General features: G+C 58.2%; 24 protein-coding genes. 14 read left to right on the top strand and 10 right to left on the bottom strand.

What is annotated here, in order from left to right; genetic code table 11:
- Positions 1-39 precede the first annotated feature (39 nt).
- Positions 40-1,572: a 2,3-bisphosphoglycerate-independent phosphoglycerate mutase gene (gene gpmI, locus JL015_RS14825; RefSeq protein ID WP_201004086.1), complete on the bottom strand. Its 1,533-nt coding sequence runs from the start codon at positions 1,570-1,572 to the stop codon at positions 40-42.
- A gap of 146 nt (positions 1,573-1,718) precedes the next feature.
- Here gpmI and JL015_RS14820 point away from each other — a divergent pair, with 146 nt between their 5' ends.
- The 3 genes from JL015_RS14820 to secB are packed head-to-tail and all read left to right on the top strand — an operon-like array spanning position 1,719 to position 2,911.
- Positions 1,719-2,132, top strand: coding sequence for a rhodanese-like domain-containing protein (locus JL015_RS14820; RefSeq protein WP_025262431.1), 414 nt, complete (start codon positions 1,719-1,721; stop codon positions 2,130-2,132).
- A 1-nt stretch (position 2,133) separates the two neighbouring features.
- Positions 2,134-2,388, top strand: coding sequence for a glutaredoxin 3 (gene grxC / locus JL015_RS14815; RefSeq protein ID WP_025262430.1), 255 nt, complete (start codon positions 2,134-2,136; stop codon positions 2,386-2,388).
- Positions 2,389-2,425: 37 nt separating this feature from the next.
- A complete protein-coding gene (gene secB / locus JL015_RS14810; RefSeq protein ID WP_025262429.1) occupies positions 2,426-2,911 on the top strand; it encodes a protein-export chaperone SecB in 486 nt (161 codons plus the stop codon).
- 77 nt (positions 2,912-2,988) lie between these two features.
- On the opposite strand, the gene rimK is transcribed toward secB, so the two are convergent.
- Genes rimK through rimA form a run of 3 tightly spaced genes read right to left on the bottom strand, consistent with a single transcriptional unit; the run spans position 2,989 to position 5,166 of the window.
- Entirely contained in the window at positions 2,989-3,894 is a 906-nt protein-coding gene (gene rimK / locus JL015_RS14805) for a 30S ribosomal protein S6--L-glutamate ligase (protein ID WP_201004084.1), read from the bottom strand.
- Positions 3,891-4,367: a retropepsin-like aspartic endopeptidase RimB gene (rimB, locus tag JL015_RS14800; protein ID WP_117167480.1), complete on the bottom strand. Its 477-nt coding sequence runs from the start codon at positions 4,365-4,367 to the stop codon at positions 3,891-3,893. Before rimB ends, rimK begins: the two co-directional genes overlap by 4 nt.
- A gap of 16 nt (positions 4,368-4,383) precedes the next feature.
- Positions 4,384-5,166 (bottom strand): S6 modification regulatory phosphodiesterase RimA, encoded by a 783-nt coding sequence (rimA, locus tag JL015_RS14795; RefSeq protein ID WP_201004082.1) that lies wholly within the window; start codon positions 5,164-5,166, stop codon positions 4,384-4,386.
- Between the two features lie 176 nt (positions 5,167-5,342).
- On the opposite strand from rimA, the gene JL015_RS14790 reads away from it, so the two are divergent.
- The 4 genes from JL015_RS14790 to JL015_RS14775 all read left to right on the top strand — a co-directional run bounded on the left by JL015_RS14790 (position 5,343) and on the right by JL015_RS14775 (position 9,192).
- Positions 5,343-5,753, top strand: coding sequence for an RNA-binding S4 domain-containing protein (locus JL015_RS14790; RefSeq protein WP_201018969.1), 411 nt, complete (start codon positions 5,343-5,345; stop codon positions 5,751-5,753).
- A gap of 148 nt (positions 5,754-5,901) precedes the next feature.
- Positions 5,902-6,804, top strand: a complete 903-nt coding sequence (gene hslO, locus JL015_RS14785) for an Hsp33 family molecular chaperone HslO (RefSeq protein WP_201004080.1) — start codon at positions 5,902-5,904, stop codon at positions 6,802-6,804.
- A gap of 179 nt (positions 6,805-6,983) precedes the next feature.
- On the top strand, positions 6,984-8,528 hold the full coding sequence (locus JL015_RS14780; protein ID WP_201018968.1) for a phosphoenolpyruvate carboxykinase: 1,545 nt from the start codon (positions 6,984-6,986) through the stop codon (positions 8,526-8,528).
- A 451-nt stretch (positions 8,529-8,979) separates the two neighbouring features.
- On the top strand, positions 8,980-9,192 hold the full coding sequence (locus JL015_RS14775; RefSeq protein ID WP_201018967.1) for a DUF6124 family protein: 213 nt from the start codon (positions 8,980-8,982) through the stop codon (positions 9,190-9,192).
- A gap of 72 nt (positions 9,193-9,264) precedes the next feature.
- On the opposite strand, the gene JL015_RS14770 is transcribed toward JL015_RS14775, so the two are convergent.
- Complete coding sequence (locus JL015_RS14770; RefSeq protein ID WP_201018966.1) at positions 9,265-10,167, bottom strand: LysR substrate-binding domain-containing protein; 903 nt, start codon at positions 10,165-10,167, stop codon at positions 9,265-9,267.
- 275 nt (positions 10,168-10,442) lie between these two features.
- Between JL015_RS14770 and JL015_RS14765 the strand changes: the two genes are divergently transcribed.
- Positions 10,443-11,324 carry an alpha/beta fold hydrolase gene (locus tag JL015_RS14765; RefSeq protein WP_201019036.1) on the top strand — a complete coding sequence of 294 codons (882 nt, stop codon included), beginning with the start codon at positions 10,443-10,445 and terminating at the stop codon, positions 11,322-11,324.
- 19 nt (positions 11,325-11,343) lie between these two features.
- On the opposite strand, the gene JL015_RS14760 is transcribed toward JL015_RS14765, so the two are convergent.
- The 5 genes from JL015_RS14760 to JL015_RS14740 all read right to left on the bottom strand — a co-directional run bounded on the left by JL015_RS14760 (position 11,344) and on the right by JL015_RS14740 (position 15,445).
- Positions 11,344-12,084, bottom strand: coding sequence for a hypothetical protein (locus JL015_RS14760; RefSeq protein ID WP_307726268.1), 741 nt, complete (start codon positions 12,082-12,084; stop codon positions 11,344-11,346).
- A gap of 120 nt (positions 12,085-12,204) precedes the next feature.
- The gene (locus JL015_RS14755) at positions 12,205-12,927 is read right to left on the bottom strand and encodes a hypothetical protein (protein ID WP_201018965.1); all 723 of its coding nucleotides are present in this window, start codon (positions 12,925-12,927) and stop codon (positions 12,205-12,207) included.
- Positions 12,928-13,052: 125 nt separating this feature from the next.
- Entirely contained in the window at positions 13,053-13,499 is a 447-nt protein-coding gene (locus JL015_RS14750) for a hypothetical protein (RefSeq protein WP_201018964.1), read from the bottom strand.
- 353 nt (positions 13,500-13,852) lie between these two features.
- Positions 13,853-14,566, bottom strand: a complete 714-nt coding sequence (locus tag JL015_RS14745; RefSeq protein WP_201018963.1) for a cupin domain-containing protein — start codon at positions 14,564-14,566, stop codon at positions 13,853-13,855.
- A 21-nt stretch (positions 14,567-14,587) separates the two neighbouring features.
- A complete protein-coding gene (locus JL015_RS14740; protein ID WP_201018962.1) occupies positions 14,588-15,445 on the bottom strand; it encodes a GNAT family N-acetyltransferase in 858 nt (285 codons plus the stop codon).
- A 228-nt stretch (positions 15,446-15,673) separates the two neighbouring features.
- Here JL015_RS14740 and JL015_RS14735 point away from each other — a divergent pair, with 228 nt between their 5' ends.
- The 6 genes from JL015_RS14735 (at position 15,674) to JL015_RS14710 (ending at position 23,130) form a co-directional block, all read left to right on the top strand.
- Positions 15,674-17,146, top strand: coding sequence for an aldehyde dehydrogenase family protein (locus JL015_RS14735; protein WP_201018961.1), 1,473 nt, complete (start codon positions 15,674-15,676; stop codon positions 17,144-17,146).
- A 397-nt stretch (positions 17,147-17,543) separates the two neighbouring features.
- Entirely contained in the window at positions 17,544-18,212 is a 669-nt protein-coding gene (locus JL015_RS14730) for a haloacid dehalogenase type II (RefSeq protein ID WP_201018960.1), read from the top strand.
- Positions 18,213-18,263: 51 nt separating this feature from the next.
- On the top strand, positions 18,264-19,538 hold the full coding sequence (locus tag JL015_RS14725) for an NAD(P)/FAD-dependent oxidoreductase (protein WP_201018959.1): 1,275 nt from the start codon (positions 18,264-18,266) through the stop codon (positions 19,536-19,538).
- Positions 19,539-19,631: 93 nt separating this feature from the next.
- Positions 19,632-21,269: an ABC transporter substrate-binding protein gene (locus tag JL015_RS14720; RefSeq protein WP_201018958.1), complete on the top strand. Its 1,638-nt coding sequence runs from the start codon at positions 19,632-19,634 to the stop codon at positions 21,267-21,269.
- Positions 21,270-21,301: 32 nt separating this feature from the next.
- Entirely contained in the window at positions 21,302-22,258 is a 957-nt protein-coding gene (locus JL015_RS14715) for an ABC transporter permease (RefSeq protein ID WP_201018957.1), read from the top strand.
- Positions 22,255-23,130: an ABC transporter permease gene (locus JL015_RS14710; RefSeq protein WP_201018956.1), complete on the top strand. Its 876-nt coding sequence runs from the start codon at positions 22,255-22,257 to the stop codon at positions 23,128-23,130. Before JL015_RS14715 ends, JL015_RS14710 begins: the two co-directional genes overlap by 4 nt.

Below are 23,130 nucleotides of genomic sequence, written 5' to 3'. Positions count from 1 at the left end.
CCGGCATTGTCTGATGTCGAAATGCCGGTTCAGAGCCTTTTACTCCGCGACCAGGATCGAGTGACCGGTCATCTCTTGCGGTTTTTCCAGATCCATCAGGTGCAGCAGGGTCGGCGCGACATCGGCCAGGACGCCGCCTTCACGGACTTTCAACTGGCGTTTGCCAAAGTAGATGAAAGGCACCGGCTCTGAAGTGTGTGCAGTGTGAGCCTGACCTGTGGAGTCATCGGTCATCTGCTCGACGTTGCCATGGTCTGCGGTAATCAGTGCTTCGCCGCCGACCTTTTCCAGAGCATCGGTGATGCGACCGACACACAGGTCCAGGCATTCCACGGCCTTGATCGCCGCTGCCATGACGCCGCTATGGCCAACCATGTCGCCGTTGGCATAGTTGACGACGATGACGTCATAACGCTGGTTCTCGATAGCGTCGACAATCTTGTCGGTGACTTCCGGTGCGCTCATTTCCGGTTGCAGGTCGTAAGTGGCGACTTTCGGCGACGGAATCAGAATGCGCTCTTCGCCCGGGAACGGCTCTTCGCGGCCACCGGAGAAGAAGAAGGTGACGTGTGCGTACTTCTCGGTCTCGGCGATGCGCAGTTGCGTCTTGCCGTTATCGGCCAGGTACTGGCCCAGCACGTTTTTCAGGCTGCCGGCAGCGAATGCCGATGGTGCAGGAATGCTGGCGGCGTATTGGGTCAGCATGACGTAGTTGACCTTCGGCTGACGGGCGCGCTCGAAGTCCTTGAAATCGTCTTCGACGAAGACGCGGGTCAGCTCGCGGGCACGGTCGGCGCGGAAGTTCATGAAGACTACGGCATCGCCGTCTTCGACCTTGACGGGCTCACCGATGCGCGTGGCCTTGACGAATTCGTCGTTCTCCTCGCGTGCATAGGCGGCTTCCAGCCCGGCAACGCCGGTTTCTGCCTGGAATTCGGCCGTGCTGTCGACAATCAGGTTGTAGGCGGTGGACACGCGGTCCCAGCGATTGTCGCGGTCCATGGCGAAGTAGCGACCAATGATGGTTGCAGTACGGCCCTTGCCCAGGCGAGCGAAGGCTTCGTCCATCAGCTCAAGGGAGCTTTTCGCGCTGCGCGGCGGTGTATCGCGGCCATCGAGGAAGGCATGCAGGTAGATCTTGTCGGCGCCACGCTTTACAGCCAGTTCGGCCATGGCGACCAGATGATCCTGGTGGCTGTGAACGCCGCCGTCAGACAGCAGGCCCAGGATATGGACGGCCTTGCCGGCTTCGACAGCCTTGTCCACGGCCTTGCAGATGGTCGGGTTCTCGAAGAACTCGCCGTCGCGGATGGCTTTGGTCACCCGAGTGAAGTCCTGATAAACCACACGCCCGGCACCCAGGTTCATATGGCCGACTTCGGAGTTGCCCATTTGCCCGTCCGGCAGACCCACATCCATACCCGAACCTGAAATCAGGCCGTGAGGCATGGATGCATAGAGGCGATCCATGACTGGCATCTTGGCTGCCAGAATGGCGTTGCCTTCAGGGTTTTCGCTGTGTCCGAAGCCATCCAGGATGATAAGGACCAGAGGTTTTGGGGTGGCAGTCATAGAACCCACTCGAGGCTGGTTAAAGAAAGTACAAAAAAGATCCGCATTTTAAGGGCAAGTTCAAACGGCGTCACTGCCGCACGGACTTTGGCCCTCCATGGGTGCTGTGTATACTGGCCGACATTTTAACGCCCTGGAACCTACTGATGGTTGCTCATCTGCTTGAATTCGCCACTAACCACTACCTGATCACCGGTGCTTTCTTCATTCTGCTGGCCCTGCTGATTGCCTATGAATTGAGCAAGGGCGGTCGCAGCCTGAGCACGCGCGAGCTGACAGCTCTGGTCAACAGCGACCAGGGCGTGGTCATCGACGTGCGCTCCACCAAGGATTTTGCGACAGGCCATATCGTTGGCTCCTTGAATTTTCCGCAGGACAAAGTGCTCACCCGCACTTCCGAACTGCAAAAACACAAGGACAAGACGTTGATCATAGTCGATGCATTCGGGCAGCATGCAGGTAGCACAGCCCGCGAGCTTCTGAAGTCGGGTTTCAAGGCGGCCAAATTGTCTGGCGGTATCTCCAGCTGGCGCGCCGATAACTTGCCTTTGGTGAAATGAAATGCCTGAAGTCATCGTCTACTCCAGCGACTATTGCCCCTATTGCACACGCGCCAAGCAGTTGCTGCAAAGCAAGAGAGTTGCCTTTAACGAGATAAGAGTCGATGGCAAACCGCAGGTTCGCGCTGAGATGGTCGCAAAGGCCGGTCGTACCTCAGTGCCGCAGATCTGGATCGGTTCCAGGCATGTCGGCGGTTGCGACGACCTCTTTGCCCTTGAGCGCGCAGGCAAGCTCGACCAGTGGCTGGAAAACTGAGTTCAACTTCACACCCTATTTTTCATAAGGATTCGACATGACCGAACAATCGACCAACGGCGTTACCAACGAAGAGAACTCTCCTCAGTTTTCCTTGCAACGTATTTATGTTCGCGACCTGTCGTTCGAAGCGCCAAAAAGCCCTGCGATCTTCCGTCAGGAGTGGACTCCTAGCGTAAGCCTGGACCTCAATACCCGTCAGAAGCCGCTGGAAGGCGATTTCTACGAAGTGGTGCTGACCTTGTCCGTGACCGTCAACAACGGCGACGAAGTTGCATTCATCGTTGAAGTCCAGCAAGCCGGTATCTTCCTGATCAAAGGTCTGGACGATGCTTCGCTGAGCCACACCCTGGGCGCGTTCTGCCCGAACCTGCTGTTCCCTTACGCTCGCGAAGCGATCGACAACCTGGTTGTTCGTGGTTCGTTCCCAGCGCTGATGCTGTCCCCGGTGAACTTCGATGCGCTGTACGCTCAAGAGCTGCAACGCATGCAGGAAGCTGGCGAAACGCCAACCGTGCAGTAAATAAAAAAAGCGCCTTGCGAGGCGCTTTTTTGTGTGGGAGCGAATTCATTCGCGAATGAATTCGCTCCCACCAGGGTTCAGCCTTTGCCTTTGGTCCGCGTCATATGCGGCCCGCTGTTCTTCTCCAGATACTCGATAATCATCCCCGCCACGTCCTTGCTGGTCGTCATTTCAATGCCTTCCAGGCCGGGCGATGAGTTCACTTCCATGACCAGCGGGCCATGGTTGGAGCGCAAGATATCCACACCCGCGACACTCAAACCCATGACCTTGGCAGCGCGAAGGGCAGTCATGCGTTCCTGTGGTGTGATCTTGATCAGGCTGGCGCTGCCGCCACGGTGCAGGTTGGAGCGGAATTCCCCTGGCTTGGCCTGACGCTTCATCGAAGCAATGACCTTGTCGCCAACCACGAAGCAGCGAATATCCGCGCCACCCGCTTCCTTTATGTACTCCTGAACCATGATGTCTTGCTTGAGGCCCATGAACGCCTCGATCACCGACTCGGCGGCCGTGGCTGTTTCACAGAGCACCACGCCGATGCCCTGAGTGCCTTCGAGCACCTTGATGACCAGCGGTGCGCCGTTGACCATCTGGATCAGGTCGGGGATATCGTCGGGCGAGTGGGCAAAACCTGTGACCGGCAGGCCGATGCCCCGGCGCGACAGCAATTGCAGCGAGCGCAGCTTGTCCCGTGAACGGGCAATGGCCACCGATTCATTGAGCGGGAACACGCCCATCATTTCGAACTGGCGCAACACCGCGCAGCCATAGAACGTTACCGAAGCGCCGATGCGCGGGATGACCGCATCGAAGCCTTCCAGCGGCTTGCCGCGATAGTGGATCTGCGGCTTGTGGCTGGCGATGTTCATATAGGCGCGCAGGGTGTCGATCACCACCATCTCATGGCCACGCTCGATACCAGCTTCGACCAGACGACGGGTGGAATACAGACGCGGGTTACGCGAAAGCACAGCGATCTTCATGCAGCACCTGAGGAAGTAGAGACCGGGAACACCGGCTTGTCTTGAACGTAAGTAATGCCTGGATTGACCACCAACTGGCCATCGATCAAGGCGTTTGAACCCAATAGCAGCCGATAGCGCATCGACTTGCGGCAGGCCAGGGTGAACTCCACCGGCCAGACGCGATCACCAAGGGCCAGCGTGGTGCGGATCACATAGCGAACCTGCGCCTGGCCATTGGAGCTTTTGATTGTCTTCATGGCGACCAGTTGGGCTTCGCATCGGCGATGACGCAACTGCACCACGGTGCCCAGATGAGCGTTGAAACGAACCCATTTCTGGCCATCGCGTTCAAAAGGCTCGATCTCGGTGGCATGCAGGCTTGAAGTGCTTGCACCGGTATCGATTTTTGCCCGCAGGCCTGCTACCCCCAGATCGGGTAGCGCCACCCACTCGCGCAGGCCGATAACTGTCAGATGATCGAATGTCTTCAAAGCGATTCCATATGACTCAAGACGTCTGCCAGACACCAGGGTCAACCTGGGCCAGTGCTTTGAACGCAGGCCTGGCGAACCAGTAACCCTGCATCAGGAAAATTCCGCAGTCAGCGAGGAAGTCTCGTTCCTCGGCGTGTTCGATGCCTTCGGCGATCACTGTAACCCCCAACTCGGCACACATTATGACAACACCACGAACGATAGCCTGACGTGCGCGATCACGATGGATATCGCGAATCAAATCCATGTCGAGTTTTATCAGGTCGGGTTGGAAATTCGCCAGAAGCGTCAGCCCCGAATAGCCCGCGCCAAAATCGTCGATGGCCGTCATGAAACCGAATTCGCGATATTCGCGCAGAATATTGCTCAAATGGCCATAGTTATCTACATGCTCGTTTTCGAGTGTCTCGAAAATCAGCCGGTCCAGCGGGAAGTTGTGCTGCCGTGCAGCCTCCAGCGTACTGCGGATGCAAAGCTCGGGACGATACACGGCATTGGGCAGAAAGTTGATCGATAAACGTTCGGTCATTCCCAGCTGAGCCGCGCCTGCAATGGCCTTGGTACGGCAGCCTTGATCGAAGCGATAGCGATTGCTGTCCGTGACCTGGCTCAGGATCGAGTAAGCGCTCTCGCCATTCGGGCCTCTTACCAGCGCTTCATGGGCAAACACCGACTGGTCGCGCAGATCAACGATCGGCTGATAGGCGAACTCGAACGCGAAGTCCAGTGCGGGGCTGCCCGTGCAACCTTCACAGCCCTTTCGGGGCGCGGTCAATGAGGTCGGGAATTCTGTCATGTCGCACTTCCATGTTTATATCGGGAGAAAATTCGCACTGACCGGCTTTGACAGGCAAGGATTGATTGCTTCATGTTCGATAGGGCGCAGGGAATGTACGAAGATCGGCGACTGTATCCAGTCACTTTCCGTACCGCGCCCGCAGGTTCAGACTGTTTCATGAATGAGGAATTCACATGGCGAAAAAGACTGAAGAAGACGACGACAAGGTTCGCCTGGACAAATGGCTGTGGGCTGCACGCTTTTTCAAGACCCGGGCACTGGCCAAGGCTGCAATAGAAAGCGGCAAGGTTCATTGCCGTGGCGAGCGCTGCAAGCCGGGCAAGGAACCCCATGTCGGTGACGAGATTCTGGTCCGCACGGGCTTCGATGAGCGCACGGTCGTGGTCGAGGCGTTATCCATCGTGCGGCGCGGTGCGCCTGAGGCGCAAACCCTGTACCGCGAAACGCCGGACAGCATTGCAAAGCGCGAGCATGCAGCGGCTCAGCGCAAGGCAGGGAACCTGAGCGTCACCACTGATGGGCGACCGACCAAGAAGCAGCGGCGACAGCTTTTCGAGTTTCACGGCAGCAATCACGGCGACTGAAACTGTGCGCCAGTAATCAGCACGAATCGCCATTCGGCTTGGAAGAGTGCCGCATAGCCCATAAAATGCCCTGCAACGGTATGGCAGGGTGCATCCGTGGATGCTCGACACTGCCATCAATTGTCATTCCTTCAGATACCTTCTTCTTATGCATGATTTACCGGACATCGACTTCACCCAGCGCTTCATCTTCGACGAAAGCGACGTTCGTGGAGAACTGGTCGCGCTGGAGCGCAGTTACGCCGAAGTGCTTGCCAAGCACCCTTACCCGGAGCCGGTCGCGCAACTGCTCGGCGAGCTGATGGCTGCTGCGGCCTTGCTGGTCGGTACGCTGAAATTCGAGGGTCTGCTGATTCTGCAGGCGCGCTCCAGCGGCGCTGTACCACTGCTGATGGTCGAGTGTTCCAGCGAGCGCGAATTGCGCGGCATTGCCCGTTATGACGAGTCCCTGATCGCTGCGGGTGCCGGTCTGCAAGACCTGATGCCCGATGGCTCGTTGACGCTGACCGTGGACCCGAAAAAGGGCAAACGTTATCAGGGCATCGTGGCTCTGGATGGCGTAGACCTGTCGGAAAGCCTCTCCAGCTATTTCGTGATGTCCGAGCAGCTTGGCACACGTTTCTGGCTCAAGGCTGACGGGCATCGCGCCCGTGGTCTATTGTTGCAACAGCTTCCCGTGGCGCAGATCACCGACCCCGAAGAGCGCGATGCCAGTTGGGAGCATGTCGTCACCCTGGCCAACACCCTCTCGGCCGAAGAACTGCTGGGGCTGGACAACCAGACCATCCTGCATCGCCTGTATCACGAAGACCCTGTTCGCCTGTTCGATATCCAGCCTATCTGCTTCCGTTGCAGCTGCTCGCGCGAGCGTTCCGCCAATGCGCTGGTCAGCCTGGGTCTGGAGGACGCGCAGCAACTGGTTCAGGAGCATGCGGGCGCGATCGAGATCGACTGCCAGTTCTGCAATGAGCGCTATTTGTTCGATGCCGCTGACGTCGCCCAGCTGTTTGCTGGCGGTGGTGTCGATTCACCATCTGACACGCGCCACTAATCGCTGGCGAAACTGTCTCAGAACATCGTGTGGGCGGTTGTAATGCTGTTCTGACAGGAGGGTCCTACCATTTTTGGGCTTTTCTGGCATAATCCCGCCCACTTTTCCGCTGTAGTAGTGGTTGTTTTTTTACTACAAAACCGTTTGAAGCACTCGGCCACTGGCCGACGGGGACCCTGATGACGCAAGCAAACAACGCTGTGTACACCGATCTGAGCATCGACGAACTGGTCAAGGAAGCCCTTGCCCGTGGTGAAGGCGAGCTTTCCGACACCGGCGCACTGGTTGTGCAAACAGGCCATCGCACTGGTCGTTCGCCAGCCGATCGTTTCATCGTTGAAGAGCCGAGCACTCAGGACGCAATCGCCTGGGGCACGATCAACCGCAAGTTCCCGGCTGACAAGTTCGATGCTCTGTGGGACCGCGTTGCGGCCTACCTGAGCGAGCGCGAGCGTTTCGTTTCCCACGTTCATGTAGGTTCCGATCCTGCGCACTACCTGCCAGTCAAGATGACCACCGAGACTGCGTGGCACAACCTGTTTGGCCGTTGCCTGTTCATTAACCCTGAGCAGTACAACCCGGCCGAGAAGGACGAGTGGCAGATCCAGAACGCTCCATGGTTCGTCTGCGAACCAGAGCGCGACGGCACCAACTCCGATGGCACCGTCATCATCAACTTCGCAGCCAAGAAAGTGCTGATCGCTGGCATGCGTTACGCCGGCGAAATGAAGAAAGCCCTGTTCTCGGTACAGAACTTCCTGCTGCCAGCAGTCGACGTCCTGCCGATGCACTGCGCGGCCAACATGGGCGAAGAGGGCGACGTGACCCTGTTCTTCGGCCTGTCCGGCACTGGCAAGACCACCCTGTCCGCTGACGAAAGCCGCTACCTGATCGGCGACGACGAACACGGCTGGGGCGTGGGCGTTGTGTTCAACATCGAAGGCGGTTGCTATGCCAAGTGCATCGACCTGTCCGAGAAGAACGAGCCTGTCATCTGGAAAGCCATCCAGCACGGCGCCGTACTGGAAAACGTCGTTCTGGACCCGGCCACCAAGAAAGCCGACTACGCCGACGACAGCCTGACCCAGAACAGCCGCGCAGCCTACCCGCGTGAACTGATCGAAAAACGCGCACCGCTGAACCTGGGCGGCGAGCCAAATGCTGTGATCTTCCTGACCTGCGACCTGACTGGCGTACTGCCGCCTGTGTCGATCCTCAGCGAAGAGCAAGCGGCTTACCACTTCCTGTCGGGTTACACCGCACTGGTTGGTTCCACCGAAATGGGTTCGGGCGCTGGCATCAAGTCCACCTTCTCCACCTGCTTCGGCGCACCGTTCTTCCCGCGTCCGGCTGGCGAATACGCAGAGCTGCTGATCAAGCGCATCCGCGGCTTCGGCTCCAAGGTCTACCTGGTCAACACCGGCTGGACCGGCGGTGGCTACGGCGTTGGCAAACGCTTCAACATCCCGACCACTCGTGGCGTGATTGCAGCCATCCAGAGCGGCGCGCTGATCGGCGCAGAAACCGAACATCTGGACACCATCAACCTCGACGTACCGAAGTCGGTACCGGGCGTTGAAACCGGCCTGCTGAACCCACGCAACACCTGGGCTGACAAAGCGGCTTACGACGAAGCAGCCAAAGGCCTGGCTGGTCTGTTCATCGAGAACTTCAAGAAGTTCGACGTGAGCGACGCTATCAAGGCTGCTGGTCCGAAGCTGTAATTCGGGTTAGCTGCACAAAAAACCGCCCTTCGGGGCGGTTTTTTATTGTGCGGTGCGGCTTTTCGCGACTGAAGTCGCTCCTACACCGAACGCTGTAGGAGCGACTTCAGTCGCGAAAATCTCAAAAAATGTGACGATTCCGAAAGACCAATCCGTATCTTCTGCGTGAAACTTCCCTGACAATCCAACCCGCTTGTGCCTGCCAGATACGGGAACTAGTCTGCGCTCCGTCGCTGCAAAATCAGCGACCGGGTGTGAGAACCTGTTTTGTTTGGGTAATGAGCAGTCAATTGTTCGTCGTCTTTCGGCGTGCTCTATGGCGGCTGTGTACGGGCAGACTTCGGTCTGGCCGGGTTACCCTACACCGGTTTCTCACCCTGTACACAGCTGCCACCCTTTGTCGTGTGAGAACGGCAAAAGCTGGCTCCCGTTCAGCGTAGGGAGAAAGACCATGCTAAAAATAACCCCCGATCCACCCATCAAACTCGAAGAAACCCTCCTGCGTATTTCCGACCTCTTGCGCAGTGCCTCAGCCGCCGCCTATGAAACCGGTGACCAGCTCAGCGGCCAGAAGCGTGATCTGGCGTTTTCGGTGATCTATCTGGTGGAGATGGCCAATGCGCTGGTCGAGCGATCTCTGGAAAAGATTGAGGTTGGGGCCTGATGCGTTCGCGAATGAATTCGCTCCTACCGAACCGCCGAAAATTCGTAGGAGCGACTTCAGTCGCGAACCCCTTCAGCGTTCAAACCCCAGATCCTGCCTCAGAGCCTCGACGCAGAAGTCTACGAAGGCGCGTACTTTGGATGAGCCGCGACGGCCTTCCAGATAGACCACGTGTACGGGTTCCGGGGCGATTTCAAACGCTTCCAGCACGCATTCGATGCTCTCATCCTGCAGACGCTCGCGTATCTGGTACGACGGCACCTGAGTCAGCCCCCAGTTCTGCATCATTGCGCTGATGGCTGCGTTGAAGGACGTCAGGTGCAGCCTTGAACCGACGTCTACTGAGTGGTCGCGCCCATCGACCCGGAAAGCCCATTTGGGTGGGCGTTCGGAAGCGGATGTTGAAATGGTCGAATGTCGCCGCAGATCGTCTGGGTGTTGCGGTGTGCCATGTGCCGACAGGTAGGCTGTGGATGCACAGACCATGCGCCGCACGCTGCCTACGGGGATAGCGGTCAGTGACGAATCGGGCAGGGCACCGATTCGTATGGCTACGTCGATTCCTTCATCCAGCATGTGTACGACTCGATCCACCAGGATGGCGCGGATGTCTACGGTGGGGTGTTGGTCAAGGAAGCGAGTCAGTACCGGCGTGACGTGCAACGCGCCAAACATCTGCGGTGCTGTGACCGTCAGCAGACCGCTGGGAGTCGTGTGGACGCCTGCCGCTGCGCTTTGCGCTTCATCAAGGTCTGCAAGCAGCCGACGGCAGTCCGTGGCAAAACGTTGTCCTGCTTCCGTGAGGCGCAGGCTGCGGGTTGTGCGCACGACCAGCAGAACCCCAAGCCGGCTTTCCAGTTGGGCGATTGCACGTGTCACCGTGGCGGTAGAAAGACCGAAATGGCGAGCCACGCTGGCGAAGCTGGATTGCTCCGCCACCGCTGAGAAAAGGGTCATTTCCTGAATTCGGTCCATAGGCTTCCTGTCAGCATTGCAGTAACTGCAACAGTGAATTGAGGTGTGTGGTGATTCTAGGCGAATGGCGCAATGCTTAGTATGAACCTCAATTTCATTCTGTTTGAGGTTTAACCATGAACCACTCCAACTCCCAGGCAGGCAGCGACACGCTGGATGTCAGCCGGCGCAAAATCCTCATGGCATCTGCAGTGGGCGCTGCGTCGGCGCTTGCCGTTTCGGCGGTAGGTGCTGCCGGGCTCTCCGGTAAAAGCTCTGCGGCCAGAGAAAGCGCTTTGCCAGTTGATGATGCTTTCCGCATTACGTTCAACACGCAAAAGGTTGGCGAGGTCGAAGTGTTCTATCGCGAAGCCGGCCCCAAGGATGCGCCGGTGTTGTTGCTGTTGCACGGCTTCCCGACCTCCAGCCATATGTTCCGTAACCTGATGCCGTTGCTGGCGAATGAGTACCGGCTGATCGCGCCAGACCTGCCAGGTTTCGGTAACACTCAAGCGCCGCCGCGCGGTCAGTTCGATTACACCTTTGAAAACCTCTACAAGGTGATCGAAGGCTTTACCGAGGCCTTGGAACTGAAGAAATACAGCCTCTACATTTTCGACTACGGCGCGCCCACAGGCCTGCGCCTTGCTGCCGCCAACCCGGAAAAAGTCACGGCCATCATCAGCCAGAACGGCAATGCCTACATGGAAGGTTTCAGCGATCAATGGGGGCCTTGGCAAACCTATTGGCGCGAGCCTACGGCGGCCAATCGCGAGGCCTGCCGGGCTTCGTTATCGCCGGAAACGATTCGTGACTGGCAATATGGCACGGGCTCCGATCTGAAAAAGCTGTCACCAGACGGGTATAACCTGGACATCCTTTATATGGCACGGCCAGGCGCAGAAGAGATCCAGCTTGATCTGATACTCGACTATCGCAGCAACGTGGCAGCTTATCCCGCGTTCCAGCAGTATCTGCGCAAACACCAGCCGCCATTGCTGGTTGTCTGGGGCAAGCATGACCCGGCCTTTATACCGCCAGGAGCCGAGGCGTATCGTAAGGATATCCCGACTGCCGAAGTGCATCTTCTGGACGCAGGCCACTTCACTCTGGAAACTCACGCACCGGAGGTTGCCGGGTACATTCGCGATTTCCTTTCACGCAAGCTGAAAGCCTGACACGCCGCAATAACAGGGTTCATCCCAACGGATTGAACCCTTCACCCGCGCTGCAATAGCGTTGCTGCGCGGCTTTGCTTGAGTCGGCCTGGGTTCTGTCCCATTGCCGGCCCCAGCTTTTGCATTGCTCCCTGAAATACACCTTCGCGCCTTTTCGGCATTCGCGGTATTCAATCGAGCCCTTGGACCAGTTGGTGCATACGCTGCTGCCTTCGATACGGTTGTCGGTGATACTCCACACCGCTCGGTACGTGCGTTTTTTATCCCATTGGGTAACGGTCGCCCATTCAACGCTTTCCATGCTGGCGCGTCCGGCTTGTGGCTTTTGCTGGTCGGCCTTGTATTGCGCCATGTACCTGTCGGACACCATGCCTTGGGCCTCATGGTTTTGGGTCACTTGGGGGAACTGGCCGAAGCGGCAGGTTGCAACGGCTTCGTCGATGACATTATCCGGGCCTATGCAATCGGCCAGCGGCTGGGGGCGTTGGGTGGTTTGAGTGGTCGGGGCGGGCAGGGCAGCGGGTTGTGTGAGCTGGCGTATATGGGATTGGGCCGATACAGACTTGCCGGCAAATGCCTGCAAGGCTCCGCTGTAATGCAGCACGCCATAGCCGCTCAGGCCTATGAAAACCAGCAAGGCCAACAGGTTGCGGTAGAAGGTCGAACTGGTCGATGGGTGGCGTCGCACATAATGCGCCGCGTCTTCCTCATCGGCACTGAAGTGCTCGTATGAGCTGCGTTTGTCTTGCATGGCATCCATTCACTGAGCTGCGCGTCCTGTGCGCTGAGGTCAGAGCGTAAACGGGATGGATGCTGTTTGCCAGTGACGATACAAATGTTAACCGCATGAAGGCGGTTGCTCGTGCAGGGGATGGCTTAGTTATGCTTCTTTACTGTCTGTCGGGTTGGCTGTGCTGTTCTTCACGCTGTTGAAGATTTCCAGAGCTGAACTATCGCCCGATGTCAGATTGGCCACGTAGCCATTGGGGTATTGTGCTTTTTCTATCGGCGGAAGATCGTTGTAATGCGCGAGCATTTCGACCAGTGTGTTGGTGCTCTTGCCGGTTTCGTTGTATTCATCTACGTATTTTTTTGCAATGGCCCTTTTCCATACTTGCTCACGGTCGTTGTTTTCGGAAAAAGCGGCACTTCGTTCGTTGATGGTGTAATCACCACTTTCATCGTAGATGACTAATCTCAACTGATCCTGGGACAAACTGGCAAAAGGATTTGCGCCCGTGCCATTTTTGAATTGTGTCGCTTGTCTGGCTCTTTCCAGCAGTTCGGGATCATCCGTGTCCGGAACTTCGGCATCGTGAATCTTTCGATTCTCGTAGTATTCGGGGCCTGCAAGTTTATAAATGATGCTGGTGGCCAGCTTTCCCAACTCTTTGCTGCCCAGTGTCGAGTCGCGAGATTCTGCGCGAGCGGCACTGTCATTCAACTGTTTGGCCAGTGTTGAAAGGGTCGCTGTATCCGCGTTTTCCGTTGTTGAAGACAGCTCTTTCGGGTCGACAGTGACAGGGGCCACGGAAGCCGTTTTTGCGACGGTCTTGATCGTGTTGCTGGCAAGAAAAGCCGAGATGGAGTTGGTATCGATCATATGTGCTTCCTCGCAGCGGGGCCCTGTCCATGGATCTATCGCCATTATGTCGGCATGGGAGGAGCAAGCTTTAGTTTTTATCGCAGGAACGTGTGCATCAGGCACTGATGCACACGTGTACAGCCTTATTTCATGGTGAATTCAGCAGACCAGGCGTAGGTGGACAGGTTGGTGACACTTGAGGTGGCTGTGCAGACGGCACCGCCGCTAGGAGTCGCTGTGCGGGTCCATCTCGGGACTTTCACGCCACCCGTTGCGATGGTGTTGGTGAAGGTCGTTGAGAATACACAGACCTTTGTTCCGATGGCGTAGCGAACGCTGGCATAGCCTGAATCGGGCAAGATGGTTTGAACAACATAAGTATCAGAACCGCCGGGAGCGACAATGGCATCGATCGGCTCTTTTACGTACAACAGTGTCGATCTTTCATTGGTGGTAACGACCTTGTGTTCGGCAGGTGCAGTTCCCAGATTCTTGAATGTCACAGTAACCGGTGGACCCGCCTGTGCCGTTGCAGCGACAGCCATTGTGGCGAATGCAAGGGAGGGCAGTAGCAGTTTTGAAAGTTTCATGACGGTGAAGCTCCTTGAGTGAAAGTGTCAACTTCTTGTTGTGTTCTTCATATGAATAAACAAGGCGATGGCCCGCCGTCATGCCAGAGTTTTATGCTGTTACATGTATGGATTCAGAGGCGAGAAAAGTACGGGGAGAAGCTTGGCGGGCAACGAAACATGCACTTTTTCCCTGTGCAGATGCTGATATCAATATTCAGCATCACTCTATCCATGTCAGGTTTGTATCATGGTCGATACAAAAGTGGTAGCCAGTAAAGTGCTTTTTCTGAAGAAATAAAATAATAAGAATTTTTTGTTGCATGCCTGTTGCAGCGTCCTTCGATAACGTGAAGGACGCCTGTTTTTCAATTTCAGGTCACTGCATAAAACTTGCGTACATACACCGTACTTGTCCATTTGCACGGTGCGCCCTGGGCGACAAATACGGTATCGCCCGGCTTTACGTTCAGGGTCGTGCCGTCTTCCAGTTGCAGCTCCACGCTGCCTTCGATCAGGTGCATCAGTTCGTGGATCTTGTGCGGGCGGGCGAAGCGTTCGTAAGGGGTTGAGTCCCAGACGCCGATGCGCAAAGTGCTGGCGGTGTCCTCGAAGATGTTGTTGCTGCGACATTGTGGTGCCGTGCCGATCAGGATGCCGGCTTCCGGTGGCGACGACGGGGTGAGCGAAGCGTACTGCTCGATCAGCGTGACGCCCGGTTTATCCGGGCCTGTAGCCTGGGTCGCGGCGCAGAATGCCCACTGGCTGTTCGGTTGTGCTTCGATTTGCAGACTGGTGCCGCGCCCGATCACGGCGCTTTCGCCTGGGCCTGCGGTGATGCTGTCGTCACCCGAGCGCAGGGTTATTACGCCACGATGGACCACCAGCATTTCGGTGTAGGGGTAATCCTCCACGCTTAACGATTCGCTGAGGTTTACCAGACCGGCAGCAAGGCCCTGGTCATCAATGAAGGCGATGCGACGCTGCCTGGCAAACGGATCGCTTGAACTCAATGGGCCGCTGGTGAATTCGGTGTCTACAGGGCTGTTATCGGCATGGGCCAGCAACAAGGCGGTTGGGTGTGACATGTGCGCTGAATCTCCGGGAATCTAGCCGATGGCCTGAGTGATAAGGGCAAATTGACGAACGCCTCGGGACGGCTGCGGCACGGCGCCCATGCTCATGCAGGTCACGCTGTCCACGCGCTTGAGGCCGGCTTCTTCCAGCCATTGCGGCAGGCCGCTGTCCACCGGAATATCGATGCGCACAAAGGCGTAAGGCACCTTGGCCAACAGTTGTTCGATCAGGTGCCTGGCTTGCTCGACGTCTTCGGCAATCAGCGGGCCGATGCACAGGCCACGACCAAAAGGTCGCATGATGGCGAAGGCCTTGAGCTGGCCTTCGCGCTCGATGCCCACGGCATGTTCGACATTGTTCAGTACGTCGCCCAGCGTGACCGTACGATCCAGCCCGCTGCCGGCATTGGCCAGCTCCAGCACACGAGGCTTGTCGGCGTCGCTCAACGGGCGACAGTGTTCGCCTGCTTTCAGTGCCGTTGAGGACGGCACTTGCGCCTGCCCCTGACGTTGCTCGACCTCGCCAAAAGCGACGAAGCCCATCTTGGCGTACAAGGGGGCGCCAGCCAGCGTGGCATTGAGAGCGGCGGTACGAGGTGCGACGCTGCCCACCGCCATTTCCATCAGCTTGCGGCCGACGCCTTTGCCTTGATAGTCGTCGCTGACAATCACCAGCCCAATGGTGGAGTAATCGCCCTGATGACAGGCGAAAGCGCTGCCGATCAGCCGACCGTTATGGATCGCTACAAAGCCTTGGGCGACACGTTGCAGCATGGCCCAGTCTTCCAGGCGATGCGGCCATTTCAGGTCAATGGACAGGTTATGTGCATGGCCGACATCGTCTGCGGTCATGGGGCGATATTCATAGTCGATGCGTTGTTGAGCGAGCATGAGGTATCTCCGTGAAAAGGGATGCACAAGCGATAAAAGTCTGCGGCAGGGTTGCTGTATCCCACCTGTGAAGAGGAGTGGCAAGAGGGGTACAAGCATTCGGCAGATTCAATAATCGCAAGCGCTCCAGACCGCAGTTACTTCTTAAACGGGGTGAAAGGTCGGCAGCAAATGCTTGCGGTTTTTTTCTAGCATGGACACCTCGCTTTTCATTGGCTGGAGTCCTTCATGGATAGCTTCGATCCTCGTGTCATTGCTGTGCGCAGCGCTCATTTCATTGCCGGGCAATACCGCGATGCGCAATCGGGTATGGAGGTGTCTCGTCCCTCCGATGGCCAGGTTTATGCCGAGTTGCCGATTGCCGATGCCGCGCTGGTGGATGAAGCGGTCAGCAATGCCTGGCAGGCGTTCAAGCGCAGCGACTGGGCCAGTCGTCCGCCACGCGAACGTGCCCGTGTCATGCGTCGCTGGGCCGACCTGATCGAAGCCGACGGCGCGGTTCTGGGGCCATTGGAAGCGGTGGGCTCTACGCGCCCGCATAAAGATGTGCTGGCCTGGGACATTCCTTATGTGGCCGAAGGTATTCGTTTCTTCGCTGAACTGGCGGACAAGCACGGTGGGGAAGTCGCGGCGACCCAGACGGATCGGCTGGGCATGCAGATTGCTGAACCCTACGGCGTAATCGCCGCCATCGCGCCGTGGAATTTCCCGCTGAGCATGGCGTCATGGAAAGTTGCGCCGGCATTGGCGGCAGGTAATGCCGTGGTGCTCAAACCTTCCGAACTGACACCTTTTTCTGCCCTGCGTTATGCCGAGCTTGCCGTGCAGGCCGGGATTCCCGCCGGGATCTTCAACGTGGTGCAGGGCGATGGCCGCACCACCGGCGATGCGTTGTGTCGGCATCCGCAAGTCTCGAAAGTGACCTTTACCGGCTCGACCGCGACCGGGTCGAGCATCATGTCCACCTGCGCGCTGGTCGGCCCCAAGCCGGTGACACTGGAACTGGGCGGCAAAAGCCCGCAACTGGTGTTCGCGGATATTCCGGATATCGCCAAGACTGCCCGCACCGTGGCGCTGGCCATTACCGGTAACGCCGGGCAGGTCTGTGTGTCGGGCTCCCGACTGATTATCGAACGCTCGATCATGGCGCCTTTCGTCGAGCATCTTCAGGCGTACTTCAAGGCACTGCGCCCCGGCCCGACATGGTCACCGGAAAGCACCCTGTCGCCGATCATTTCCCGCTTGCAGGCCTCGCGTATCGACAACATCGTGCAGCGCTCGCGTGACGCCGGTGCCGAGGTGTTGACCGGTGGCGCCTTGTTCGAGGGCATGGGGGGCGCCTATTACCAGCCCACTTTGCTGACCGGGCTGGACAATCGGAACCCTGCGGTCTGTGAAGAGGTTTTCGGCCCGGTGCTGACCATTCAGGCTTTCGATGACGAAGAGCAGGCCTTGAGCCTGGCTGAACACGACACTTATGGCCTGGCGGCCGGGCTGCATACGGCGGACCTGAACCGTGCCCTGCGCCTGATTCGTCGCCTGGAGGCCGGGACTGTCTGGGTGAATCGTTATGGGCGCAGCAACGATTACATTCTGCCGACCGGAGGCTACAAGCGCTCCGGGATCGGCAAGGACCTGGGCAAGGAAGCGTTTGAAGCCAACCTGCGATTCAAGAGTGTGTTGATCGATATCGCTGGCTGATCGTTTCAAGGTTTTATCGGGCGGGCGCTTCCTGTAGGGGAAGCGCCCGTTTTTGTTTTTTGCTTGCCCTTGTGGGAGCGAATTCATTCGCGAAGAACCCTAGGCCGCCCAAACGCAGTTTCTGCGGCGCAAACCCCCGTGTTTGAGCGATAGCGCCCCGAAAAGGGTCATAAAAGCGCCTGAAACCGGGGTTTGCCCAAGGCTGGAGCGCCCCGCAAAGTCTGCTGAGCGCGCACCTCAAAACGGTGCTTTCTATCAAGCAGCCAGCACTTTTAACGCCATATGCTGATTTCTCGGTGTTGTAATGAAGATGTGCTTCAGCGTGCATCAACGATCTTTTCGACCCGGTTGATTGCGCGTCTTGCCATGACCTCAACGAACTTCAGGACCGCACAAAATGAGCTTTCTTCGACCAAAATTCATTACGTTCGACTGCTACGGCACGTTGACCAATTTCCATATGGGCACCATGACCCGTGAGCTGTTTGCCGACCGTGTTCCTGTCGAGCAGATGGACCAGTTCGTGAAGGACTTTTCGGCCTATCGTCTGGATCAGGTCATGGGTGAGTGGATGCCGTATGACGAAATCCTGAAGGTCGCCCTGGCACGTACCTGCAAACGCTGGAACGTCGAGTACCGTGGCGAAGGCCAGATTTACTACGACGCCGTTCCAACCTGGGGGCCGCACGCTGATGTGCCGGCCGGTCTGGCGAAGATTGCCGACAAGATCCCGCTGGTGATTTTCTCCAACGCCAGCGACAGCCAGATCATGTCCAACGTCGACAAGCTCGGCGCTCCTTTCCACAAGGTTTTCACTGCCGAACAGGCTCAGGTCTACAAGCCGCGTCTGGCGGCGTTCGAGTACATGCTCGACAACCTCGGCTGTGGCCCGGAAGACATCTTGCATGTGTCCTCCAGCTTCCGTTACGACCTGTTTTCAGCACACGACATGAAGATCAGGAACAAGGCATTCGTGGCCCGAGGGCACGAACAGCCAGCCAACAGTTTCTATGAGTATCACCAGATCCCTGACATCGGCGGTCTGGCCGGGTTGGTCGGCCTGTAAACACGGTATTTCCAGGGTGCTTCAAACCCAGCAAGCGACAAGGAGAACGAGATGCACAGTGAGTCCTACTGGCTCGATACTGCCCCAGCCTTTACCGGTGCCCAGGATGGCGCGGTAGAAGGGCAGGCAGATGTGGTGATTGTCGGGGGAGGTTTTACCGGACTCGCGGCAGCTCGTGCCTTGGCCTTGAAAGGTGCCAGTGTGGTGGTTCTGGAGGCGGGTCGAGTCATCGGCGAAGCCTCCGGGCGCAATGGCGGGCAGTGCAATACCGGCGTTGCCCAGGACTATGCGGCGTTGAGCCAGAACCTGGGAGCCGATCAGGCCCGTGAGTATTACAAGGCGTATGAAAGCGCGGTGCAAAGCGTTGTCGACGTGATCGAGCAGGAGAGCATCGCCTGTGACATCAAGCGTAACGGCAAGCTCAAGCTGGCTGCCAAACCCGGTCATTACGAAGGACTGGCGCGAACCTGCGACCTGATCCGTCGTGAAGTGGATGCCGATGTCGAGTTGCTCTCTGCACAGGATGTGCGCTCCGAGATCGACTCGGCCGAGTTTCATGGCGGCCTGCTGCAACGCAATGGCGTACAGATCCATGTCGGCCGTTTTGGTCTGGGCCTTGCCGATGCCGCGGTGCGGCACGGTGCGCGGGTTTATCAGAACGCAGTGGTCAAGGACTGGAAAGCCAGCAAGAACGGCTTTGTGGTCAACACCTCCAGAGGTTCGATTCAGGCCGGGCAAGTGCTGCTGGCAACCGGCGCTTGCCAACACGGCGGATTGGGCTGGTATCGGCGTCGCATCGTCCCGGTCGGCAGTTTCGTGATTGCCACCGAAGTGCTGCCTCAGGAACTGATCAACCGTCTGTTCCCGAACCAGCGTGCCTACGTCACCAGCCGTTTGATCGGCAACTATTTCCGCCTCACGCCGGATAACCGTTTGCTGTTTGGTGGCCGTGCGCGCTTTGCCATGTCCAACAGCAGTTCCGATGCCAAGAGCGGCAAGGTGCTTCAGGCGGCCATGGTGCAGATGTTCCCGCAACTGGCACATGTGAAGGTCGATTACTGCTGGGGTGGGCTAGTGGACATGACGTCCGACCGTCTGCCGCGTGCCGGCGAGCATGGCGGGGTTTTCTATTCGATGGGCTATAGCGGCCATGGCGTGCAGATGTCGGTGCACATGGGCCAGGTCATGGCGCAGGTCATGGACGGCAAGGCGCAGGCAAACCCCTGGCGTGACCTGAGCTGGCCGGCGATTCCCGGACACTTTGGCAAGCCGTGGTTTCTGCCACTGGTGGGCGCGTATTACCGCTATCAGGACAGTCGCTACTGAGTTTTTGTTTCACCGTCGTCGTGTGTGCTTAAAGGACGCTCCGGCCAACCGTGAGCAACTCGGACATTCCCCTTTTCGACAGGTAGAACTGATATGGCTGACAAGAAAACCGATTCCCCATTGATTTCAGGCCAAGACAGCCTGCGGGTTTTCGAGGGACTCAATCGCGGTCTGTCGCGCCGTGATGCATTGCGCATGCTGGGCGTCGCGGGTGTCGTGGCGGCAGGCTCCACCAGCCTGTTCGGTGCGGCGGGGAAAGTGTTTGCCGATGACGACGCGGCACCCGTGAAAGGCAAGCCGGGCGGACGCATTCGTGTGGCAGGCATGTCCAGCTCCACGGCCGATACCCTCGACCCGGCCAAGGGGGCGCTGTCCACTGACTATGTTCGCCACTTCATGTTCTACAACGGTCTGACCCGCTTCGACAGCCATCTGGTGCCGCATCCGGAGCTGGCCGAGAAGATCGAAAACAGCAACGCAACGGTGTGGACCATCACCTTGCGCAAGGACGTCACGTTCCACAACGGCAAGTCGCTGAGCGCCGCCGATGTGGTGTTCTCCCTGTCGCGCCACAAGGACCCTGCCACCGGCTCGAAAGTCATGCCGCTGATGGCGCAGTTCGCCGAGATCAAGGCGACCGGCCCGCTGGAAGTACAGATTACCCTGAGTTCGCCAAACGCCGAGTTGCCGTCGATCCTGGCGGTTTCGCACCTGCTGATCGTGCCTGAAGGCACCACCGACTTCAGCAAGGGCATTGGTACCGGCCCGTTCACGGTCAAGGAATTCACGCCAGGCGTGCGCTCCGTCAGCGCCCGCAACCCGAACTACTGGAAACCGGGCCTGCCATACCTGGACGAGATCGAGTTCATTGCCATCGGCGACGAGCCATCGCGGGTCAACGCGCTGCTGTCCGGCGATGTGCATATGATCAACGAGGTCAACCCGCGCTCCACCACCCGCATTGCCGCCAGTGCCGGTCACCGTGTCGTGGATGCGCCGTCGGGCAACTACACCGATCTGATCATTCGCCAGGACCAGATGCCGGGCAAGAGCCCCGAATTCACCGAGGCCATGAAGTACCTGCTCGATCGCGAACAGGTCAAGTCGGCGGTGTTCCGTGGTTATGCCCGCGTGGGTAACGACCACCCGATTGCGCCCGGTTCGCGCTACTTCAATGCCGACCTGCCGCAGCGCGTGTACGACCCCGAGAAAGCCAAATTCCTGCTCAAGAAAGCCGGAATGGAAAAAATCACCATGCCGGTTGCCGCATCGCCCGCCGCGACGGGTTCGGTGGACATTGCCGTGCTGCTGCAACAGTCGGCCAAGCAGGCCGGGCTGACCCTCAACGTCAACCGCCTGCCCAGCGATGGCTACTGGTCCAACCACTGGATGAAGCACCCGCTGAGCTTCGGCAACATCAACCCGCGTCCCAATGCCGATGTGATCTTCTCGCAGTTCTTCCAGTCGTCCGCGCCGTGGAACGAGTCCGCCTGGAAGAACGATCAGTTCGACCAGTTGCTGATGCTGGCCCGTGGCGAAACCGACGACGAGAAGCGAGCGAAGATGTATGGCGACATGCAAGCGCTGGTCAGCCAGCACTGCGGTATCGGCATCCCCGTGTTCATCAGCAATATCGACGGTGTGGACAAGCGCATCCAGGGTTACTCCAGCAATCCGCTGGGTGGCTTCATGGGTTACATGTTCAGCGAGCAGGTGTGGCTGGACGTGTAACAACGGTTGTGGACTGATGCGGGAGCAGGCAGATGAATAGCAACACATTCTGGCTGATCGTCCAGCGCCTGGGCGCTGCGATCGTGACCTTGTTGATTGTTTCCGTGGTGGTATTCGCCATTACGGCAGTGTTGCCCGGCGATGCGGCGCAAGCCGCTCTCGGGCAGTTCGCGACCCCTGAACAGGTTGCGGCCCTGCGCATCAAGCTGGGTCTGGATCAGCCAGGTGTGGTGCGTTACCTGCAATGGTTGATGAACCTGCTGGGCGGGAATATGGGCGAATCGGTGTCCAACGCCATGCCAGTGACCGAGCTGATTGCCGGACGCTTCCCCAACACCCTGATGCTGGCGGCCACCACGGCGCTGGTATCGGTGCCGGTTGCTCTGACGCTGGGCATCGGCTCGGCAATGGGCCGTGGCGGTCGCCTGGACAGCGCGCTGAGTTTCATCACCCTGGCTCTGGTGGCCGTGCCCGAGTTTCTGGTGGCGACTCTTGCGGTGTTGATCTTTGCCGTGAACCTGGGCTGGCTGTCTGCGTTGTCCTATGCCAGCGATGTCAGCTCGCCGCTGCAATTCATCCGCACCTATGCATTGCCGGTGATGACCCTGTGCTGCGTCATTGTCGCCCAGATGGCACGCATGACCCGCGCTGCCGTTATCGACCAGCTCGACAGCCCGTATGTGGAAATGGCTCGGCTCAAGGGCGTTAGCCCGACGCGCATCGTGCTGCAACATGCCTTGCCCAATGCCATCGGGCCGATTGCCAACGCCGTTGCGTTGAGCCTGTCTTACCTGCTGGGCGGCGTGGTGATCGTCGAGACCATCTTCAACTATCCCGGCATCGCCAGCCTGATGGTCGATGCCGTGACCAACCGGGACATGGCGTTGGTGCAGGCCTGCACCATGCTGTTCTGCTCGGCTTATCTGGGGTTGGTGTTGCTGGCCGACCTGTGTGCAATCCTTTCCAATCCGAGGCTGAGAACCCAATGAACAATATCATTGTGAAATCGACGCCAGCCGCGCCAGACCTGGCGCTTGGCAAAATTTCCCATGGGCCTTCGTGGCTTGGTCTGATCGGCGCGGCGATGTGTTTCATCTGGTTGCTGGTCGCGGCGTTTGGCCCATGGCTGGCGCCGTACTCAGTAGGCGAAGTGGTTTCCGACAACGTGTTCGACGCCATCAGCGCCACGCATCTGTTCGGCACCGATTATCTGGGCCGTGACATGCTCAGTCGGGTGCTGGTGGGCGCGCGTTTCACCATCGGTCTGGCGCTGGTCGCCGCGGTCCTGGCCAGTGGTATCGGAACGCTCTGTGCCCTGCTTTCGGTGGTAGCGCCCAAATGGCTGGATGAAGTGATCAGCCGTCTGATGGATGCTTTGATCTCGATCCCCAGCAAGATGCTCGCGCTGATCATGGTGTCGGCCTTTGGTTCGTCCATCACGCTGCTGATCTGCACGGCGGTGCTGAGTTTCATGCCGGGTGCTTTTCGGATTGCACGCAGTCTGGCGGTGAACATTGAGGCGCTGGAATACGTGCAGGTAGCCCGTACCCGTGGCGAAGGGCGCATCTACATTGCCTGCCAGGAAATCCTGCCCAACATGCTCAACCCGGTGATGACCGATCTGGGCCTGCGCTTCGGTTTCATCGTGCTGTTGCTCAGCGGCATGAGCTTTCTGGGGCTGGGCGTTCAGCCACCGGACGCCGACCTGGGCTCGCTGGTGCGCGAGAACATTGGCGGGCTCAATCAGGGTGCTCCCGCCATCGTGATTCCGGCATTGGCCATCGGCACGCTGACTATCGGAGTCAACCTGTTTATCGACCGGCTTTCATCGAGTCGCAGTCGCCGCGCAGGAGGTCGATGA

The organism is Pseudomonas cichorii (genome assembly GCF_015471405.1).
GTDB lineage: Bacteria > Pseudomonadota > Gammaproteobacteria > Pseudomonadales > Pseudomonadaceae > Aquipseudomonas > Aquipseudomonas serbiensis.
The sequence above is the reverse complement of the archived record's forward strand: the minus strand, read 5'-3'. Positions and strand labels throughout refer to the sequence as shown.

Excerpts from the sequence above, each read along its gene's own strand:
- JL015_RS14755 (WP_201018965.1), bottom strand. The coding sequence starts at position 12,927 with ATGATCGATACCAACTCCATCTCGGCTTTTCTTGCCAGCAACACGATC.
- JL015_RS14730 (WP_201018960.1), top strand. The coding sequence starts at position 17,544 with ATGAGCTTTCTTCGACCAAAATTCATTACGTTCGACTGCTACGGCACG.
- JL015_RS14775 (WP_201018967.1), top strand. The coding sequence starts at position 8,980 with ATGCTAAAAATAACCCCCGATCCACCCATCAAACTCGAAGAAACCCTC.
- JL015_RS14745 (WP_201018963.1), bottom strand. The coding sequence starts at position 14,566 with ATGTCACACCCAACCGCCTTGTTGCTGGCCCATGCCGATAACAGCCCT.
- secB (WP_025262429.1), top strand. The coding sequence starts at position 2,426 with ATGACCGAACAATCGACCAACGGCGTTACCAACGAAGAGAACTCTCCT.
- JL015_RS14740 (WP_201018962.1), bottom strand. The coding sequence starts at position 15,445 with ATGCTCGCTCAACAACGCATCGACTATGAATATCGCCCCATGACCGCA.
- JL015_RS14710 (WP_201018956.1), top strand. The coding sequence starts at position 22,255 with ATGAACAATATCATTGTGAAATCGACGCCAGCCGCGCCAGACCTGGCG.
- JL015_RS14790 (WP_201018969.1), top strand. The coding sequence starts at position 5,343 with ATGGCGAAAAAGACTGAAGAAGACGACGACAAGGTTCGCCTGGACAAA.
- JL015_RS14750 (WP_201018964.1), bottom strand. The coding sequence starts at position 13,499 with ATGAAACTTTCAAAACTGCTACTGCCCTCCCTTGCATTCGCCACAATG.
- JL015_RS14735 (WP_201018961.1), top strand. The coding sequence starts at position 15,674 with ATGGATAGCTTCGATCCTCGTGTCATTGCTGTGCGCAGCGCTCATTTC.
- gpmI (WP_201004086.1), bottom strand. The coding sequence starts at position 1,572 with ATGACTGCCACCCCAAAACCTCTGGTCCTTATCATCCTGGATGGCTTC.
- JL015_RS14715 (WP_201018957.1), top strand. The coding sequence starts at position 21,302 with ATGAATAGCAACACATTCTGGCTGATCGTCCAGCGCCTGGGCGCTGCG.
- JL015_RS14725 (WP_201018959.1), top strand. The coding sequence starts at position 18,264 with ATGCACAGTGAGTCCTACTGGCTCGATACTGCCCCAGCCTTTACCGGT.
- rimA (WP_201004082.1), bottom strand. The coding sequence starts at position 5,166 with ATGACAGAATTCCCGACCTCATTGACCGCGCCCCGAAAGGGCTGTGAA.
- JL015_RS14770 (WP_201018966.1), bottom strand. The coding sequence starts at position 10,167 with ATGGACCGAATTCAGGAAATGACCCTTTTCTCAGCGGTGGCGGAGCAA.
- JL015_RS14760 (WP_307726268.1), bottom strand. The coding sequence starts at position 12,084 with ATGGATGCCATGCAAGACAAACGCAGCTCATACGAGCACTTCAGTGCC.
- JL015_RS14780 (WP_201018968.1), top strand. The coding sequence starts at position 6,984 with ATGACGCAAGCAAACAACGCTGTGTACACCGATCTGAGCATCGACGAA.
- rimK (WP_201004084.1), bottom strand. The coding sequence starts at position 3,894 with ATGAAGATCGCTGTGCTTTCGCGTAACCCGCGTCTGTATTCCACCCGT.
- hslO (WP_201004080.1), top strand. The coding sequence starts at position 5,902 with ATGCATGATTTACCGGACATCGACTTCACCCAGCGCTTCATCTTCGAC.
- grxC (WP_025262430.1), top strand. The coding sequence starts at position 2,134 with ATGCCTGAAGTCATCGTCTACTCCAGCGACTATTGCCCCTATTGCACA.
- JL015_RS14820 (WP_025262431.1), top strand. The coding sequence starts at position 1,719 with ATGGTTGCTCATCTGCTTGAATTCGCCACTAACCACTACCTGATCACC.
- JL015_RS14720 (WP_201018958.1), top strand. The coding sequence starts at position 19,632 with ATGGCTGACAAGAAAACCGATTCCCCATTGATTTCAGGCCAAGACAGC.